The sequence below is a fragment of the Empedobacter sp. UBA5924 genome (assembly GCF_002431085.1).
GTDB classification, from domain to species: domain Bacteria; phylum Bacteroidota; class Bacteroidia; order Flavobacteriales; family Weeksellaceae; genus Empedobacter; species Empedobacter falsenii_B.
Genome location: NZ_DJDM01000051.1, coordinates 409 through 20,471, shown reverse-complemented (window position 1 = coordinate 20,471; position 20,063 = coordinate 409). Strand labels below are relative to the sequence as shown.

General features: G+C 31.6%; 11 protein-coding genes and 1 pseudogene. 6 read left to right on the top strand and 6 right to left on the bottom strand.

The window, feature by feature from the left end; all coding sequences use genetic code 11:
- The first annotated feature begins 89 nt into the window (after positions 1 to 89).
- The 3 genes from B3792_RS13150 to B3792_RS13140 all read left to right on the top strand — a co-directional run bounded on the left by B3792_RS13150 (position 90) and on the right by B3792_RS13140 (position 7,070).
- Positions 90 to 3,083 carry a SusC/RagA family TonB-linked outer membrane protein gene (locus B3792_RS13150; RefSeq protein ID WP_291069825.1) on the top strand — a complete coding sequence of 998 codons (2,994 nt, stop codon included), beginning with the start codon at positions 90 to 92 and terminating at the stop codon, positions 3,081 to 3,083.
- Between the two features lie 10 nt (positions 3,084 to 3,093).
- Positions 3,094 to 4,482 carry a RagB/SusD family nutrient uptake outer membrane protein gene (locus B3792_RS13145; RefSeq protein WP_291069823.1) on the top strand — a complete coding sequence of 463 codons (1,389 nt, stop codon included), beginning with the start codon at positions 3,094 to 3,096 and terminating at the stop codon, positions 4,480 to 4,482.
- A gap of 62 nt (positions 4,483 to 4,544) precedes the next feature.
- Complete coding sequence (locus B3792_RS13140) at positions 4,545 to 7,070, top strand: S9 family peptidase (RefSeq protein ID WP_291069821.1); 2,526 nt, start codon at positions 4,545 to 4,547, stop codon at positions 7,068 to 7,070.
- A gap of 48 nt (positions 7,071 to 7,118) precedes the next feature.
- Here B3792_RS13140 and B3792_RS13135 read toward each other — a convergent pair whose 3' ends face one another.
- Positions 7,119 to 7,403, bottom strand: a complete 285-nt coding sequence (locus tag B3792_RS13135) for a DUF6520 family protein (RefSeq protein WP_280051878.1) — start codon at positions 7,401 to 7,403, stop codon at positions 7,119 to 7,121.
- A gap of 72 nt (positions 7,404 to 7,475) precedes the next feature.
- Entirely contained in the window at positions 7,476 to 8,921 is a 1,446-nt protein-coding gene (locus B3792_RS13130) for a DoxX family protein (protein ID WP_349679442.1), read from the bottom strand.
- A gap of 449 nt (positions 8,922 to 9,370) precedes the next feature.
- Here B3792_RS13130 and nhaA point away from each other — a divergent pair, with 449 nt between their 5' ends.
- From nhaA to B3792_RS13120, 3 genes and pseudogenes are all read left to right on the top strand, one after another.
- Positions 9,371 to 10,540, top strand: a complete 1,170-nt coding sequence (gene nhaA, locus B3792_RS13125; RefSeq protein ID WP_038337095.1) for a Na+/H+ antiporter NhaA — start codon at positions 9,371 to 9,373, stop codon at positions 10,538 to 10,540.
- An 86-nt stretch (positions 10,541 to 10,626) separates the two neighbouring features.
- Positions 10,627 to 11,007, top strand: a pseudogene (locus B3792_RS14155) (IS481 family transposase); the annotation flags it as partial.
- A gap of 391 nt (positions 11,008 to 11,398) precedes the next feature.
- Entirely contained in the window at positions 11,399 to 12,676 is a 1,278-nt protein-coding gene (locus B3792_RS13120; RefSeq protein WP_291069817.1) for a DUF389 domain-containing protein, read from the top strand.
- Between the two features lie 1,897 nt (positions 12,677 to 14,573).
- On the opposite strand, the gene B3792_RS13115 is transcribed toward B3792_RS13120, so the two are convergent.
- The 4 genes from B3792_RS13115 to B3792_RS13100 all read right to left on the bottom strand — a co-directional run.
- Positions 14,574 to 15,395 carry an AraC family transcriptional regulator gene (locus B3792_RS13115; RefSeq protein WP_291069815.1) on the bottom strand — a complete coding sequence of 274 codons (822 nt, stop codon included), beginning with the start codon at positions 15,393 to 15,395 and terminating at the stop codon, positions 14,574 to 14,576.
- Positions 15,396 to 15,503: 108 nt separating this feature from the next.
- The gene (locus tag B3792_RS13110; RefSeq protein ID WP_291069813.1) at positions 15,504 to 16,151 is read right to left on the bottom strand and encodes a DUF6266 family protein; all 648 of its coding nucleotides are present in this window, start codon (positions 16,149 to 16,151) and stop codon (positions 15,504 to 15,506) included.
- Between the two features lie 1,550 nt (positions 16,152 to 17,701).
- Positions 17,702 to 19,018 carry an OmpA family protein gene (locus B3792_RS13105; protein WP_291069811.1) on the bottom strand — a complete coding sequence of 439 codons (1,317 nt, stop codon included), beginning with the start codon at positions 19,016 to 19,018 and terminating at the stop codon, positions 17,702 to 17,704.
- A gap of 18 nt (positions 19,019 to 19,036) precedes the next feature.
- Positions 19,037 to 20,063, bottom strand: a 1,027-nt coding sequence (locus tag B3792_RS13100) for a T9SS type A sorting domain-containing protein (RefSeq protein WP_291069809.1), incomplete at its 5' end; no start/stop codon positions are given.

Sequence of the window (20,063 nt, the reverse complement as noted above, 5' to 3'; positions counted from 1 at the left end):
CCTTTCCCTAAAACAAAGTTGGCGCGATGTACAGGAAAAGGAGTGGCTTTTAAAACTAATGTTGAATTTTAAAAAACTATTGTAAAATTATGAAAAAATTTTACTTCAAACTCAGTAGGCAGTCATTTGCTGTATTATTGGGATTGTTTTGTGCAACACCTTTGTTGGCACAAACAGGAAAAACCGTGACTGGAACGGTAAAAGAACTTCAAGTCCCGCTAGTGGGCGTAATGGTAAAAGAGGAGGGAACCGATAATTCCACTTTTACTGATGACAATGGAAATTACTCGTTGACTTTACAACAGGATAATGCTAAACTGATTTTCGAGCAATTGGATTTCCCTATTCGTGAAGAAGAAGTATTGAATAGAAGCGTGATCAATGTACGTTTCACAAAAGAAGAGGAGGAGGGGATTCAGTTGAAAGATGTGGTGATTAATGCGGGGTATTACAATATAAAAGACAAAGAACGAACGGGGTCTATAGCACGTGTTACGGCTAAAGAAATAGAGAATCAGCCCGTGAATTCTATTTTAGATGCTTTGCAAGGTCGTGTTCCTGGTTTAGAGATTACACCAACTTCTGGAACAGCAGGCGGCGGCTACACCATTCGGATAAGAGGCCAAAATAGTATTGCTGCGGGGAATAATCCTCTATTTATAGTAGATGGTGTTCCATTTGATACCAATTCGATGGGAGATACTTCAACCTCAGCACAAATCTTTTATGGGTCAACTATAAATCCTTTAAATTATATCGATCCACAATCTATAGAATCTATCGAAGTTTTGAAAGATGCTGATGCTACAGCTATTTATGGATCACGGGGAGCCAATGGTGTACTATTGATTACCACTAAGAAAGGAAAAGCGACAAAAACAAGTATTTCTATAGATGCTTCTACCACTGTTATTAGCCCTACTAAGCTTCCTAAACTACTTACTACCGAACAATATCTAGATATAAGAAAAAAAGCCTTTGTGAATGATGGTGTAACGAAATACCCTACGACAGCCTACGACATAAATGGAACATGGGATATGACCAGATATACAGATTGGCAAAAACTACTTATTGGGAATACAGCTTTCAATCACAACATTCGTACCTCTATTAATGGTGGAAATGAGCAAACTAATTTTATGATAGGTGCCAATGTCATGAAAGAAACTTCTGTTTTCTATGGTAATTTTGCATACAATAAATTCAGTTTTTTTTCGACATTAAACCATAAAACAGCGAATAACAAACTAAAATTGCAATGGACCACTAATTATGGACAGGATAAAAACTATTTGCCTACACAAGATTTAACCAGAACTGCAAGGACACTTGTTCCAAATGCTCCGAGGTTGTTTAATGAAGATGGTAGCTTAAATTGGGAAAACAATACTTGGACAAACCCACTTGCGGCACTCAATGCCAGTTACCGCAATAATACACGTAATCTAAATACAAATTTGAATACAAGTTATCTGTTGATGGATAATATTGTTTTACGAACAAACGTAGGGTATAATCGATCAGATTTAGATGATAGTCAACTTAATCCACATACTATTCGTAATCCTGCTTTTGGTGCTACAAGTCAGCAATCTAACATGACTAAAAATTCTGGTCATCATGAAGGGTGGTTAATAGAACCCCAATTGGATGGTAATTTTAATTTAACTGCTTCGAGTAAACTAAGCGTATTAATTGGGGGGACTTTGAATAGCCAAACAACAACTAAGTTGGTGATTATGGCAAATGGTTTTACAGACAACCAATTAATGAATGTTTTAAGCGCTGCTAAAAATGTGACGATATACAAGGATACTGAAGAGCAATATAAATATGCTGCTCTGTATGGAAGAGTAAATTATAATCTACACGAAAAATACTTCGTTAACTTGACGGGACGACGAGATGGATCGAGCCGATTTGGTCCTAATCATCGGTTTGCAAATTTTGGTGCAGTTGGTGCTGCTTGGCTTTTTTCGAAAGAAAGTTTTCTACGTGAGGTATCATGGTTAAGTTTTGGGAAATTGAGAGGAAGCTATGGGGTAACAGGAAATGATCAGATTGGAGATTATCAATATCTAAATACCTATAACATCAGTCAGAATGGATATGATGGGAATATACTATTGACAACAGCACGTTTGTATAATCCTGATTTTTCATGGGAGATAAATAAAAAGTTGGAATTTGCTTTAGAAACCGCATTCCTAAAAAATAGAATTAACCTAACACTGAATTATTATCAAAACCGATCAAGCAACCAATTGGTTGGCTATAGTTTACCCGCTATAACAGGTTTTACCTCTATACAAGCAAATTTGAATGCTGTTGTAGAAAATAAAGGTTGGGAAATGGATTTGCAAGTTGTTCCTATAAAATCTGCTAAATTCAACTGGTCTACTTCTTTTAATCTTACTATTCCTAAAAATAGATTGGTGGCATTTGATGGTTTAGAAAACACCTCCTATGCAAATATGTATGTGATTGGAAAATCATTGAACAGTAAGAAGATGTATCATTTGCAAGGGATTAATCCAACTACTGGTTTGTATGAATTTACAGATTATAATGGTGATGGAAAGATAACCGCCATAGAAGATAAACAACAAGTTTTATCATTAGATCCTTCTTTTTATGGAGGTTTCACCAATTCTGTTTCCTATGAAAACTTTAATATCGAGCTCTTTTTTCAATTTGTCAAGAAAAAAGGATTTAATGAATTCTATGGGACTACTATGCCGGGTACAATGTATAATCAGCCTGCTTCTGTATTAAATCAGTTTCCAAATGGGGTAATTCAGAATTATTCAAGTGGCTCTAATTCCGCAGCGACAGTTGCTTATTCTAACTTTAATAATAGTGATGCGATGGTAACCGATACCTCTTTTATTCGATTGAAAAACGTGTCATTGTCTTATAAACTTCCTCTAAGTAAAAATCAGTCCAATCAATATGTGATTTATGCGCAAGGTCAGAACCTATGTACATGGAGTAAGTATAAATACGGTGATCCAGAACAGACAACTGGTTTTCTTCCTCCTTTGAGAAGAATTTCGATAGGATTTAAAGCTAATTTTTAATGACACAATTATGAAAAAATATCAAAACATAGTAAGCTATTCTTTATTCGTTTTCCTAATAGGAAATACGATAATAAGTTGTGAGAATTTTGTGGAATTGGATTCTCCAAAAGGACAATTGAACCAAAAAGATGTATTTGAAAATAACCAAACAGCACAAGCCGCCGTTACCACTTTATATGCATTATTACGTGATAACAGCTTAATAGCTGGAAATTTATCTAGTGCTGGTTTTTACATGGGAATTTACTCAGACGAGTTAGATAGTTATACTACTGCTAACAGCGTGACGGATTTATTTTACAAACATCAAATTATCCCTACAAATAGTGGTGTGAAAGAGGTTTGGACAAGTTCCTATAAAGTAATATACGAATGCAATGCGGTAATAGAAGGTGTAGAAAAATCAAAAGGATTGACCAATGAGCAAAAGAAACAATACAAAGCTGAGGCACTATTTATCCGCTCGTTAACTTATTTCTATTTAACCAATTTATTTGGAGATATTCCATTTATTACGACAACAGATTATACGATTAATCAAAAAAGTTCAAAAACAAGTCATCAAAATGTGTTTTTAAAAATTGAAGAAGATCTTATTGAATCTAAACAACAATTAGGTGAACTTACATCGGCTACAAGTAACCTTAGGGCAAACAAATATAATGTTACAGCATTATTAGCACGTCTATACATCTACCAAGAGAAATGGGAAAAAGCTGAAATTGAATCGTCTGAACTTATAAATTCAGGCAAATTTCAGTTAGAGAATGAGTTGAATAAAGAGTTTTTGAAAGAAAGTCGTTCTACACTATTCCAATTAAAAGCTAAAGTAGAAGGTGGAAATTCTAATGAAGGTGGTATTTATATTTTTGAGGCTGGCCCTCCACCTAATGCTTCTTTATCCCCTCACCTATTTGAATCTTTTGAGCCAACTGATTTGAGAAAACAACAGTGGACAAAACAAATTACTACTAATGGGAAAAATTGGGTAATGCCCTTCAAATACAAAGAAAAGTATGCGACAACAACAAGTAAAGAATATACCATTGTTTTTAGACTTGCTGAACAGGTTTTAATTCGAGCTGAAGCACGATTGAGATTAGGCAATTTGAATGGAGCAAAAGAGGATATAAATAGTATTCGAAAAAGAGCTGGATTAACACCTATCACAACTTCATCTTCTCAAGATATTTTTGAAGCAATTGTAACGGAACGTCAACATGAATTGTTTACAGAACATGGCCATCGTTGGTTTGATTTGAAACGATGGAAATTGGCAGATCAAGTCTTAAGTCCGATAAAAGCAAATTGGAAAGCAACTGATGTATTATTACCAATTCCGGAAGCTGAACTTTTAATTAATCCAAATCTATTACCACAAAACCAAGGCTATTAAGAAGTTGTACTACAATACAACATCATAAAAAGGCATTCATACAAACATCAGAATTAGTACCAATGGAAAAAATAAGTAAAATAATATTCCTCATCCTGTTGGGATTTGTTCTCTCGACCTACAACGTCTTTGGTCAAGAGATAAATAAGAAAACATATACACACGATTTAGACAGTATATGGTCTACTAATACAACAATTCGTGATATTAGCACTAACGGAAATTGGATTGAAACCTCTGAGTTCTTCTCAGGTAAGAATATCATTCGATTATTTCATCCTTCAACCTCAAATGTAATAGAAAGAGAAAATACAAAAAAGAGTTTATTTTCTAATAACGAACATTTTGCAATCCTTTTAAGTGAAAGCAAACTTGAAATAATCGATTTAAGAAATTCGAAAAGCTTTCTTGTTTTGAATAAACCAATTAGAAAAGTAGAATTTGATGCAACCAATCAACAGCTTGCTTATTTAACAACTGATGATGTTTTGACGTTATTCGATACCAAAACTGAAAAATTCGTTACAAAACATAATATTTCCAGCTTTAGTTGGAGCCCTACTTCATCTACATTGGCAATTCTTTCTAAGGATGGAAAAACAGTCAGTTTTTATACCTCAAAATTAGAGGCTATTGATCAGCTATCAAGTTATACAGGTACGTACATTTTTAATGATCGATCTCCTCTAAATAATTGGAGTAAAAATGGACAGTATTTTTCATTTCTTGAAAAAGAAAATGAAAAGAGAAAAATAGTTCGTTATGCATTCCAAACAAAAAGGGTGAATTTCATCAATGTAGAAGATTGGTTGAAAATAAATCCTTCTCATTATTTTATGGATGAATCTGTTCGTGTTTTAACGGATGGGCAATTTATTGAATTTCAACTAAATGAAAAAAGTACCGAAGATTCTTTAAAAGGAATTGAAGAATGGTCTACCAACGATACGTGGATCTATCCCAAAGAACAATTAATGAAACAAAAAGATGGCTATAAACGGTTTATTTGGACTGTGGATGAATACGATTCTGTTACGGAAATAAAAGGAAACCAATTCGCACTTAATAGTAATATCCACTTTGCCTTGACATTTGATAGAAAACAATATGAACCACAATATAGATATTTTGAAATTGCAGATGTTTATTTAAATGATTACCAATCAAAAAAATCATATAAAATAATCGATAGTCTGTATACCAACCCTAATTTTATTTCTGTTTCACCAAATGGGGAGTACATTGCTTATTTTAAAACAAAACATTGGAATTTGTATGATGTAAAAAAGCAAACACATAAGAAGCTAACAACAGTTCTTTCTCAAGTTTTTTATGATAGAACTAAAGCAGAAACTGACAAACCGCCTTTTGATCAGCCCTATTGGTCAGAGGATGGAAAATCTATTCTACTAACGTCAACCTATGATTTGTGGCAGTTTAGTATAGATAAAAATGAAGTAAAGCAAATTACCTTTGGAGAACAAAAAGAAGAACACAATCGTTTGGCATCTATCAATTTAACGAACTCATCAAATCGTAGTATTGACATGAATAAACCACTGATCATTAAACTCCATAAAGATGATCAGTCGCATGGAATAGCGTTCTTAAAAAAGGGAAAAGTGATACATTCTTTTAGAACTGATGCCGAAATCAATCAAATTTACAGTGATAGCAACAAAAATAAATTGTATTATAGAAAAGCAAAGTACAATGAATCACCTTCAATTCATGAACTTTCCACTAATCATACAACGCGTCTTGTTTACCAAAGCAACTCTAAGCTAAGTGAATACGACTTAGGTTTTTCTAAAAATATAAACTATACATCTATAAATGGAAACGTGATGAATGGCTCTCTTTTATACCCTTCTCAGTACGATTCAACTAAAACATATCCTATGGTTGTGTACATTTATGAAAAGAATTCGTTTAAAGTCAATGAATTTACTTTACCATCTAAAAATTCACCTATCGGATTTAATTTCATGAACTATGTAGTAGATGGCTATTTTGTTTTGTTACCCGATATAGAATATGAAATTGGAAACCCGGGTTATTCAGCTTTAGTCAGTGTAGAAAATGCGGTAAAAAAAGCTGTAGAACTATCGACAATTGATCAAAAAAGAATTGGTTTAATTGGACATTCATTTGGTGGGTATGAAACAGCCTTTATTTCTACACAATCAACATTTTTCAAAACAACAGTTGTTGGTTCAGCTATAACCGATTTGATTAGTTATTACCATGATTATAATATAGATAATCAGTCAGATCAATTATGGCGATTAGAAAATTACCAATTAAGAATGGGTGATAGTTTATATAATTTAAAAGATAAATATTACAAAAACTCGCCTCTTTATCATATAGAAGAATTACAAATACCAGTTTTAATATGGACAGGCAAAGAAGACTATAATGTAAATTGGTACCAAAGTGTGTATTTTTTTATGGGAATAAAACGATTAGGAAAAAAAGCCGAATTACTTTTATTTGATCATGAAGGACATACCTTAAAAAATAAAACCAATCAACAATTTTTATCCAATAAAATAAAAAATTGGTTTGATACGTATTTAAAATAAAAGAACGGAGCATGATGCTCCGTTCCTATTTAAATTAGACTTAAATATTTATTGACGATATAACGGAATACTACACGAAGTTTCTGATAAATCTCTCAATTCAAAAACATCTTTTTCAATTCCATTTTCGTTCACAGTACAAGGTAATCCAATTGTTGCTGAACAATCAACTTTTACGTCATCACAATGATTTGTTGCAGAATTGTAAATATATCCTGTCATCGCTTCTTCTTCACTATTTTGAGAAGATTTACTTTCAGTGGCAAATGCAAAAGCAACAGCCATCATTCCTACCCCAATTGGTAGCGCTTTTTTTAGAAAATTTGTTTTCATCTTGTATAATTTTAATGTGGTGACTTACTCTATTGTACAGGTTTTCAGTCATCCCCTGCGTTGCGCAACGATTTATTTTCTTTTGTTATAGATATAAAGTTCATGATCTACAATCGCAAATATTTTGTTTTTGTAAATAGTGAAATTTCTGAGTTGCTTTTTAGGTGAATGGTAGAGGTAAAAACTATGAGTATAGCCTTTACTTACCAAATCATATTGATCTATGCTACTTGCTCCTTCTATTTTTTGTTCGAAATTACCTAGTCGATCCGTAGATATATAGAGTTGGTTATCGTAAGTAGTTGCTAATTTGTTTACAAGTAAGGTTTGCGGACCTAATTTATATTGCTTTGTTTTTTTTAAATAGCCTACATCGATCTGAACTTTAGAAATAGTATCAATGGTATGTCCAGTTTTCATTTCAGCTAACTCAGCATCAAATTCGAGGTACTGATTTTTGTAGTAATAGACGTAGATAAACTTTTTTAATTGGGAATTCCATAGTAATGTGCCATCCAACTCAAATGTACCATCGAGTTGTTTTTCTAGACTGCCATAGTTAAGTTGTAGTTGATGCTCTGATAACAATCCTAATACATTAGCTTTTACTTTGGTACTATAAGTTGCTATCCCAAACTTAGAAGAATCTGCTACCACAAATTGATTATAATACACCTCTCCTTTAGAAATGGTCTTTGCTTTCCAATCATCAATTTTACCTCGAAGTAAAATACCAACCGAACCGTCTCCTAAATAAAAATAAGGTGTATGTACATAAGCAATCACTCTTTTGTAAGGTAGTTTATATTGATCAATTTCTAGTTTTATATCCTTCATTTGATTAGCGAGATAATCATATCTTTTAAGAAATAAAGGTGTTTCTGTATTGGCTAAATAGAGATAACAACTATCAATTCCTGCTATATAATATCCTGTGGATTCTAAATTGAGTGTAGTTAGTTTTTCTGCTAAATGCGGAATGTATTTACGCGTAAACGCATTGTTATATTGAGATTTTTTTTCTGATAAACCATATAAAATGGTAACACTAATAATCCCGATTAAAATTATAATGACCTGTTGAATGATATAGCTTTTCCATGCTTGAGAGTTGTTTGCTATCTTAATGCCAGTTAAAGCCATTCCTACAAATACGAAATTGAAGATCAAATGTTCCGTCCATCCCAATTTTTCTAAAACACCACCACATGAACAAGGAGTAAATGCTGTGAAATGTAGAATAATGACAATATAGGTGGTGAACATCACCATTAAGAAAAGTGAAATCTGTAAGGCAATTATTCGGAATCGATCAAACATCAAAAGAACCGCTGTTACCAGTTCTATTGTTATAACTCCATACGAAATAGGAATCGCATAGCTTGCTAACAAGGGCGATTGCCCCAATTGCGTTTGAAAAGTCTCAAAATCGATAAGCTTACTGACTGCTGCATAGACAAATAAAACAATAAATAGGTAGCAGATGAGTGTTTGTATAATAGGTATTAATTTTCTCATGTTTTTGTGTTTTACGGTTAACGGTAAAGGGTTAGTGGTTAATGTTATACAAAGTTCAGAGAAGTTATTGAGCAAGTCAATACCTATTTTTAGAAAAAACAGACCAATTTTTGTTAATTCTACTCATTTTTTAAAAATAGAACTCATTTTTTTGAAAAACATCTCATTTTTGATGAGTTTTAGAATTATTCTATATAAGGTAGTCTTATTTTAACCAGATTATTTAAAAACCTTTTCCTCGATACAAAATTCTTTTAGAATTCCACTCAAAATGGGGATTTATTGATGAATTGCTTTAGAAATTATGTTAAGGTTTAGTTGTTTTTAGAATATAACTTTTTTATTGCCAGAAATGTTAGTATGAGATGACGATATTTTACCCAATGAAAGCCAATTTATGAAGTTGCATATTTTTTATTATCTTGCTCTAAAATAATAAAAGTTAAATTATGGCTAGTTCTATCAATTTAAAAATATTCAAAGAATTTATTAAGTCGAGTAATTTTGGAGGTTTCCTTCTTTTTTTATGCGTACTGATTTCTTTAATTATAGCTAATTCATCTTTAAGTGACACATTAAAAAGTGTATTATCTTATGAATTTGGAGTCGAAAATAGTTGGATTCATTTAAAGTATAGTACAAGCATGTGGATTAATGATGGATTAATGGCTATTTTTTTCTTACTTGTAGGTCTAGAAATAAAAAGAGAAATTGTAGAAGGTGAACTATCATCACCTAAAAAAGCTATTCTTCCTATTTTAGCAGCAATGGGTGGTGCGATAGTGCCTGCGTTAATATATATATATTTTAATATAGGTTTGGATACTTCAGGTGGATGGGGAATTCCTATGGCTACAGATATTGCATTTGCATTAGCAGTTATATCATTGTTAGACAAAAGGATTCCGATAAGTTTAAAGATTTTTTTGGCTGCATTAGCTATAGTGGATGATCTGATAGCTATTTTAGTGATAGCTTTATTTTATTCATCAGGTATAGACTTAGTGTATTTAATGTATGCGGGTGTAGGCCTAGGAGTATTAGTGTTAATGAATAGATTAAACGTTGAGAATCCTTATTTATATTTGATTCCAGGAATATTTATATGGTATTTTGTACATCATTCGGGTATACATGCTACAATAGCAGGTGTATTAGTAGCAATGACTTTACCAACAAATAATACTGATCAAGAATCGCCATTAGAACGATTAGAACATGCCTTAGTAAAGCCTGTAAACTTTATTATTATTCCAATTTTTGCATTTGCTAATACTAATATAACTATTTATAACGAGATGCTTGAAGGATTAAGCTCTCCTTTAGGATTAGGTATTTTATTAGGTTTATTAGTTGGTAAACCAATAGGTATTGTATTAAGTTCCATTATTTGCTCAAGATTTGGCATTGGTCAGTTACCAGAAGGGAGTAATTTAAACCATATTTTAGGTGTAGGATTATTAGCTGGTATCGGTTTTACGATGTCTATATTTATATCTAATTTATCATTTAATAGTGAAATATTAATTGATGAAGCTAAATTAGCCGTTTTATTAACATCTTTAATTGCTGGAGTATTAGGCTACTTGATTTTGAGAAAAAGTAGTAAAATAAATTAATAATACTTACTCGAATTTTTAATTCTCGATTATTTGATCAGATAACAAAATGTAGTTATAAATGGAAATAGGCATATGATGAATACGGAGAAGAAGGTTTACTTAGAAAGAAAACAATAACTCGTACATTTCCCAATCAAATCAAGCAAGAAATTGTAAATAAAATATTAAAACTTCGAAAAGAACATAGATTAGGGACTTGGCGAATTAAATTGTATTTAGAACGTTATCATGATATTTTAATATCAGAATCAAGTGTTTATCGTATTCTAAAACGCAATAATGTAGGTCGATTAGACAGAAAGGTAACTAGAAGAGCTATGCATAGTATTCGATATGAAAAAGAAACACCAGGTCATCATGTACAGGATGATGTTAAATTTCTAATTTTTCAAGATGCAAATGGCCATAAAATCAAGCGATTTCAATATACAGAAATTGATGATGCTACACGAATNNTCAATTGATTTCATAAATTATGTTGTAGATAAATTTCCTTTCAGAATTAATACAATTCAAACAGATAACGGACATGAATTTCAATCAAAATTTCATTGGTATGTTTAAGATTTAAGAATGAGACACAGGTTTATAAAAGTAGGAAGACCTTGGTTAAATGGAAAAATTGAACCATCTCATTTAACTGATAAAAAAAGAGTTCTATCAACTTTTAAGCTATACTAATGATCCCGATCTAAATCAAAAATTAGGGGAATGAGAAAAATTTTATAATCTAAATAGACTTGATATTCATTTAAAGTAAAAACACCTTATTAAATACTAAAATCAAAACTAAAATAATTATATTTAATGCCTACGTAGTGATGAAGTACGACAATTAATATCAATAAAATGTCTATGAATAGAATATACAAATTGCTCAATCTACATATTGGAGAAGAAGATAAGAATAAGGTCAAAGAGGATGTACAAAGTAATATCTCATTTAAAGGAGCAAATTTATGGATTTTAGCATGTGCTATTTTGATAGCTTCAATAGGTTTAAATGTTAATTCAACAGCAGTTATTATAGGAGCTATGTTAATTTCACCTTTAATGGGACCAATTGTAGGTTCTGGTTTTGCATTAGCAACTTATGATTTTACCCTATTAAAGCGATCTACTAAGAATTTGTTTATTGCAACATTAGCTGGATTGGTAGTTTCGTGTTTATATTTTTATTTAAGCCCATTTAAAGAAGTAGAGTCAGAAATATTAGCCAGAACATCGCCTACAATTTATGATGTCCTAATTGCTTTTTTTGGAGGTGTCGTAGGAGCTATATCAATAACAAGAATTGAGAAAGGTAACCCAATACCAGGGGTAGCAATAGCTACTGCATTAATGCCACCATTGTGTACAGCAGGTTTTGGTTTAGCAACTCTCAACTTTAAGTTTTTAGCGGGTGCATTATATTTATATAGTATAAATTGTTTTTTTATTGCCTTATCTACATTTTTGGTATTGAAATATTTGAAATATAAGCCAATACAAACCCAAAACCCTGCACTAGACAAAAAAGTACGACTAACTATAACTGTTTTGATGTCTTTATTAATTTTACCTAGTTTCTATCTAGCCTATAATCTATTACAAGAAAAAAGATATACACAAAACGTAAATACATTTATCCAAAAAGAGTTTCAGTTGAAAGGTAAAACTATTATTTATAAAAATGTAAACTTTAGATCAAATCCAAAACGTATTGAACTTGCATTTTTAACAGAGAAATATGATAGTTTACAAATAAAAGAATTTAATAATAAGCTAGCGGATTTTGGTTTAGAGAATACAACTTTAGTTGTTCGACAAAATAATAGTGATTTAAAACAAGAAATATTAAGTGAAATAAATAAAAATCAGCTAAACGTAACAGAAAAAGATTTACAAATACAACAATTAAAAACACAAATAGAACAAAAAAAAATTGGAGATGCTACTACTGAACGTGAAATAAAATCCTTGTTTCCTTCAATACGTTATGTTTATTTTGGGATTATTCAACATTATAGTGATAGTTTAAAAGAAAAACCAATAGTGATATATCATTCAGAACAAGAAATTGATGAAAATCTATTGCATAACTGGTTGAAAATAAAATTAAAGAGTGATAATTTAGCATTGATTAAAGAATAATATTTATTTTTCGATTCTAAAAATCAGATTTAGAAGATGTTACAATATTTTATATAATAAGGTTATTTATAATCTGATAATCCTATTTTGCTGAACGATATAATAATACGAATTCTTAAGTTAAATTTTTTTAATGTTTATTCTTATTTTGAATTACGTCAAAACCTTTTTTCTCGATACAAAATTCTTTCAGAATTCCACTCAAAATGATGGTTGTATAGTTGAAATGAGTAGAATGAATAACGTGATTAAATTAAACTTTATTTGACTTGGTTCAGCAACAATTCGAATGTAGACTGAATAGCTTTAAGTGATTGAAACCTGACGAGCTGTGAACGAAATTGGTAGGTGATGAAGGGGAATGATTGCTAAGGATGTAGATGTTAGATATTCGATATACGATTTGTGAAATGTATTATGTATTATGTAAAATGTATTATGTATTAAGTAGTATGTTTTCAGATTAAGGATGAGGTTTTGAGATATCAATATTGAAAAAAGAATAAAAACGTAAAACTTATTACGTAAACATATCGCTCACTAATCTTTTTTACGCTTGTTTCAATGGATTGAAACTCGTCTGCAAATCGTATGTCGATTTGGAATTTGTTGTTAAAAGGGATTATAATATTGAAAAAGGATGAGAAACCGGCATTAAAACTCTCACGTTAAGAAAATGGTTGAATGGAGCGTTAAAAAGGTTTTAGCCCGTAGGGTTTTTAAAATCTTTAGTGGAATGAGGGCATTTTTAGTAGAGAGGTTTACGGCCAAGTCTTTTTTCGTTAGTTTTTTTGACTGTTCCCCGAAGGGCATATGAATACCAATAATTAAAATAGATATTCAATGAATAAAAAAAGTGACAAAAGATTCTGCACTTCGATTGCCTCAGTGCCCGTATTAAAAGTGACTACGAATTTTAATTAAAAAGAAGGATTATGAAAAACTATATTCATTCATTTTTATTCATTACTTTTTTAATTGTTTTTAAATGAATTCATATGCCCTTCGGGGAAGTCTTGACACAAAAACATTTGAAATTAAAAGGAGAAGCTCCAGTGGAGCTTAGGTATAATGCTTACAAGTCGGTCAATAACGACTACTCGCTAAATTCATTTCTGCTTCTTTTATCGTCAGTCAGAGTGACGTTTGTAAAACGTTGTATCGAAGACTTAGACGATAAATAACAATTACTCGCTAAATGCTTAACTATGTTCATTTTTACCTTGACGCAAAAACGAACCAAAAACGTCAAGACTGCGATTTTCGACGTTCAATTNNCGTCTGCAAATCGTATGTCGGCTTTAAAATTCTTATTTAAAGCAATCTCGACTTTTCAGCAATGACAGTTTATAATTCATTGTTATAAACGAATTTTAGTATAGAAAAAGGATGAAGAAACCGGCATTAAAACTCTCACGTTAAGAAAATGGTTAAATGGAGCGTTAAAAAGGTTTTAGCCCGTAGGGTTTTTAAAATCTTTAGTGGAATGAGAACATTTTTAGTAGAGAGGTTTACGGCCTTGACTTTTTGGTTACTTTTTAGTCAAGTAAAAAGTGACATTAAAGAATTTTTAATCTCAAATGTTATAAAAAGTGGATTTGAATATTGAAAAAGGATGAAAACGTAAAACGTTAAACGTAAAACTTATTACGTAAACATATCGCTCACTACGCCGAATTGAAACTCTACTTTTCAGCAATGACGGTTTATAAATTCTTTGTTAAAAAAGGATTTGAATATTAATAAGAATAAAAATAAAAACGTAGAACTTAATACGTGTCACGTAAAACTAAAAAAAATACGTAAAACGTTAAGCGTAAAACTTATACCAAGACCGTTAACCTATAAACTCATCGAACATCGAGAAGACCGTGAGATGTGACTGTACTTCGATAGTTTAGACAATTAATCGAGGGATTTCTTTTAAAGGAATTTGGTGTTTCGCAAATGTACGTTTTAAGGTAGTATAAGTGGAGAAACCACTTTGAATGGTAATGTCTTTGAATGGAGCATTGGTAAACATGATCAATTCTAAGGCTTTCAACATTTTTAATTTTTGTTCGTATTCCGAAAAGGAGCAGTTGAAATAGTAGTTGAATCCTTTCTGAATTTCATAGTAAGTAAATTCCGTATCTGCTGCAAAAGCATAAAGTGTTTGGTTCTTTTGCAGACATTCTTTGTAAATTAACTTGAGTTTTTGAATGGGAATATGATAAAATTTTTTCCAGTTTCCTTTCAATTCTTGGCTTTTGACTTGGATCGAAACACAATAATACGCAAATTGATTTTGTTTGTGACGGTGAACAAAACCAGCGAGATGGTGGTAGCCGTGTGATAAACCTGAAATATCAATAAGAAAAGGAAAATATTGGTTTTGATTATAAGTGATTTGTGTGTTGTTTTTTAAAAGTTTGTAAAGTGCTTCTATGTCAACATTAAAATCTATTGATAAGGTTGGGGGAGGTGGACATTCGCAGATATCGTTGAAGTAAAAAATTAATTGCGGAATAAACAACAGTTGCGATTGATAATCTTGTATCGCAAACAAATTGATTTTTTGAATAAAGCCAAATGCATATTCAATCATTTGCATATACTGTTTGTTTAGGATATCTTGTTTTGCCTCGACTTGTGGTTCATTTTTCTTGATTACATCTCCATATCGATGAATAAAAAAGTTCAGGTACTTGATATATTCTTCATATACTTCAATTTTCATACGCTTAAAAATTAAAATTGAAAATGGTTGTAGTAAAGATGTATTTGTCTAATATACAATAAATTATAATATAAACAAAAATCCCCTCCAAAAGTAGAGGGGAAATAGTTAAAGTACAGTGACTTGACCTAAGTAAACAGATGGTGCAGCGTCTTGTTTTATGACAGATAAAAAACTCATCCAAACATGTACATCTGTTCCTTGATATTTGGGTAGAAATTGGAGTACATATGATTCTTCGGAGCGTTTTACCGTTGTTTGTACAACCGTTGATTGTGCTTTTGTATTCCCATCTTCTACATACAATATAACCAAGGTGTCATTTTGATCCACAAGTTCTGTTGCATTATTGGTCCATGTAATCGTTACCGATAGTGGATCGTCTGCAATAACATTTACAGGTTGTGGTTCGAGTAAATTACCTTTTGTGAATTGAATAGCATCATAATCAATAGAAAAGGTTAACGTATCCATATTACAAGGCATAGATTGTAATAAATTTGCCATAGCTTGGTTGTAAGGTGATTTTAAACCAGCTCTTTTTCCGTAATAGGTTTTAGCCAATGCTTTATACCCTTGTATAAACTGCACAGCAAAATTGAATCTGTCTTTTATGACTTGTTGTTTTGGTGTTGGTATACGGTTTGATTTTCGTGGTCGTATACGAGAAATTTCATTTCCTTCGATATTCGAAACAACAATTCGTCCTGTACGTCCTCGCGTACCCGACAAAAGAGAATCTGTAATTTTTCCCATTTTTAATAGATTTTAAATTAAACTTTATTTGATTTGGTTCAGCAACAATTCGAATGTAGACTGAATAGCTTTAAGTGATTGAAACCTGACGAGCCGTGAACGAAATTGGTAGGTGATGAAGGGGAATGATTGGTATGAATGTAGATGTTAGATGTACAATGTATTATGTATTATGTAAAAAGTAGTTGTTAGATATGAGATATGAGATTTGAGAAGTGAGATTTTAGAGTTGTACAATGTATTAAGTACAAAGTAGATGTTAGATGTTAGTATTGAGAGGGTTGTTGTACAATGTATTATGTATTTGAGGTTAAGAATGTGGTTCTGAACATAATTACGAGAATAAGAAGATAATTAGTAGTTCATTATTTTATTACGTTCATTTTTATTCATGAGTTATTATTGTTTTCAAATGAATTCATATGCCCTTCGGGGAAGTCTTGATGAAAAAACATTTGAAATTAAAAATTTGAAATTAAAAGGAGAAGCTCCAGTGGAGCTTAGGTATAAATTGTTACAAGTTGATTAATGATTATATGTTCATTTTTACCTTGACACAAAAACGAACCAAAAAAGTCAAGACTGCGATTTTCGACGTTCAATTACCATCTCACGCACTAAAAAGATTAAATGATTCGCTACCGCTCACTAATCTTTTTTACGTTTGTTTCAATGGATTGAAACTCGTCTGCAAATCGTATGTCGACTCTAAAATTCTTATTTAAAGCAATCTCGACTCTTCAACAATGACGGTTTTTAATTCCTTATTAAAGGTGAATTTGAATATTGAAAAAGGATTAGAAAAATGTCATATGATTTGGAGGCGAGTGTCAAAAAGTTGAAAGTCATGGTTAAAATGTTTTACTGTTTGCGTAGCAAATGATTTAAAACATTCAATGGCTGAAACTTATTTTGACCGTCGAAAATCAAAGACAAGTCTTTTTTCGTTAGTTTTTTTGACTATTCCCCGAAGGGCATATGAATACCGATAATTAAAATAGATAAGCGATGAATAAAAAAGTGATAGAAAGTACTTTATGTTCATTTTTTCCTTGATGAAAAAACGAACCAAAAAAATCAAGTCCGTGCTTACAAGTCGGTCAATAACGGCTATTCGCTAAATGCTTTAAATCATTCACATAAAAATGTGAACAGTAAATCATTTTTAACGCTCACTACGCCGAATTGACGCTCGACTTTTCAGCAATGACGATTTATAAATTCATTGTTGAAAGTGGATTTGAATATTGAAAAAGGATGAAGAAAATGGCATTAAAACTCTCACGTTAAAAAAATGTTTGAGTGCAACGTTAAAAAGGTTTTAGCCCGTAGGGTTTTTAAAATCTTTAGTGAAATGAGAACATTTTTAGTAGAGAGGTTTACGGCCAAGTCTTTTTTCGTTAGTTTTTTTGACTAAAAAAAGTGACAAAAGATTCTGCACTTCGAGTGCCTCAGTGCCCGTGTTTAGAATGACATAAAAAACCCTTTATCTAAAAAAGACAAAGGGATTTATTTGAATGATATCAATAACTAATGAATAAAATAGAAAATTATTCTTTTAAATTGATTTCAACTCGTCTATTTTTCTGACGATTGTTATTATTTGTATTGGGGTAAAGCGGAGTTGTTTTACCCTTCGAAATGATTTCAATCTTTTCAGTTGGAATACCTTTATTAATTAGGTAATCAGAAACAGCTTGCGCACGTTGCATACCAACTTGTAGATTTCTATTTTCTGTACCTATATCACATGTATGTCCAGTTATTTGAATAGATTTCCAATCATGTTTTTTTAGTAAGTCAGCAATTCTACTCAATTGCTCTTGTTGATTTACAGAAACAGTTGTAAGACCTAAATGATCAAAAATTATTGGCTTTTCTATTTCTTTTTTGTCACTATCTGATAAAGGTTTTAACTCTGGTATTTCTTGTTTTATCGGTTCTTTTATCGGTTCGACTACTGAAGGTAAAACTTCTTCTTCCAAACTAGCTTCTTCTATTTGAGGTGGCAAAAGTAATTGTGTTTTAGATTTTCCAATACCTAATCTTATTTGTATACCATATGCCAATAGTTTCGATTGATCAATCATGTTTGATGATCCTAACACACCATTTGCCAGTTGAGTCATCTTTTCTGCTTCGTAGTTTACCAGTGGACTATTGACTGCAACTTGCTTAACCATATCATTCAATCCATAATCGAGATAAACTCCTGTATAAACTCTAACTTTGTCCGACAATTTGAAACTAACACCTGTTTCTGCGCTCAAAGTAAAACCTGTCTTTAGCTTTGTTGAGTTTTCAGCTTTCCAATCATTTAATGTTCCAAAACCATGTTGTGGTAAGTTTGTTAATTCTACATTAAGGTCTTCGTAATAGCCACTTGTTTTAATCTCATTTACGTTAATTGTAGATTTTTGACTAAATGGAAATACTACTTTTCCTCCTGCATTGATATAAAATTGTGTTGTTCCTTTGGTATGGTATTGAACCATTAATGGGATAGTTACGCCATAAAATCGACTTTTTTCTTGATAACCTTTTGTTTGTACGCGATATTCGAAAGCATCACCGTCGCTATCGACTTGATACGTACTGTTTATTTCATCATTTAAACGAGTTGTATTGCGAAAGAGCGAAAATTCTGCTCCTGTTATCAGGCTCCAATTTGGGTTGATAAAGTAGGTGTAACCAACACCTACTTTTCCACTTGTTTTTAACGTTGTTTTTAACGTTGTTTTTCCATTATAAACATTATAATTTAAACCTTGAGGTCCTCCATTCAACGTAATACTCCATTCTTGTGCTTGTCCGATATTTCCTATTAGAGCTATAGCAATGCTTAATATAAATTGTTTTTTCTTCATCGTTTTGAGGTTCAAAAGTTAATTCACTAATAATTTTACAGATTCACGTTTACCATTTTCTAAGAATAAATAAATGATATAAACTCCTGGAACCATAGGAACTTGAGTTACCACTTCTGGTGAAACTTGATTGATCTCTTTGTTCAATTTACCTGTGATATCTGTTATCATAATTTTGGCACCTTTCAATTCTTCAGATGGATAATCTGCTTTAATGGTAAATGTTGTTCCTTGTCGCGCAGGATTTGGAACTACTTTTACACCTCCTTTGTGTTGACTTGCAACAATAACCAATGGGCATGTTTCCGTAGTGTTTCCATCTTTGTCTTTCACGACTACCATGTAACTACCATTAAGCGGAGTCGGAGATGTATAATATTGTCCTTGAGCACCTACAATTGCTTGTCCATCTTTGTACCATTGCCAGCTCACAAAATCATCTGATGAATTATCGAAAATTAAGACATCCTCCCATTTTTTCTTGACTTTTCCAATTAATCTCATGTTCACTTGTTTTATGACATGAGTTGCAGGTAAATAATTGTTATTTCCATCTTGCTGTGCTGTAATATCTACAGAACCTTGTTTATTGAATGTCAAACTATTTCCAATAACAGTTGCAATAGTTGAATTGGATGATGTATAATAAACTGGTAAATCACTTGATGCCGTTGCATTCAATACCAATGTATTTTCACCATCACAACCAATTGTTAAGTCTTGTGTCCATGTGATTACTTGTGTTGCTTTATTAATCGTTAAATCAGCAGTTAGCGTTTGATCTTGATAGTTATTACCACCAGTAATATTCGCAGTAACGGTATATGTACCTGCTTGCGACTGATTATTGTTTACATAACTAACCCCAACATCTTTTGGTAAAGTACCTGTAATAGCTAATGATTTATTTGTACCATCGTATGTAAAACTATTGTCATTAAATGTAATACCTACTAAACTAGCTTTAGTAATCGCTAAGTCTGCTTTTTGATATGTAAAGTTATAGTTTGGTGAAGCAGCTAATGTTCCTTGATTGATTGTATAG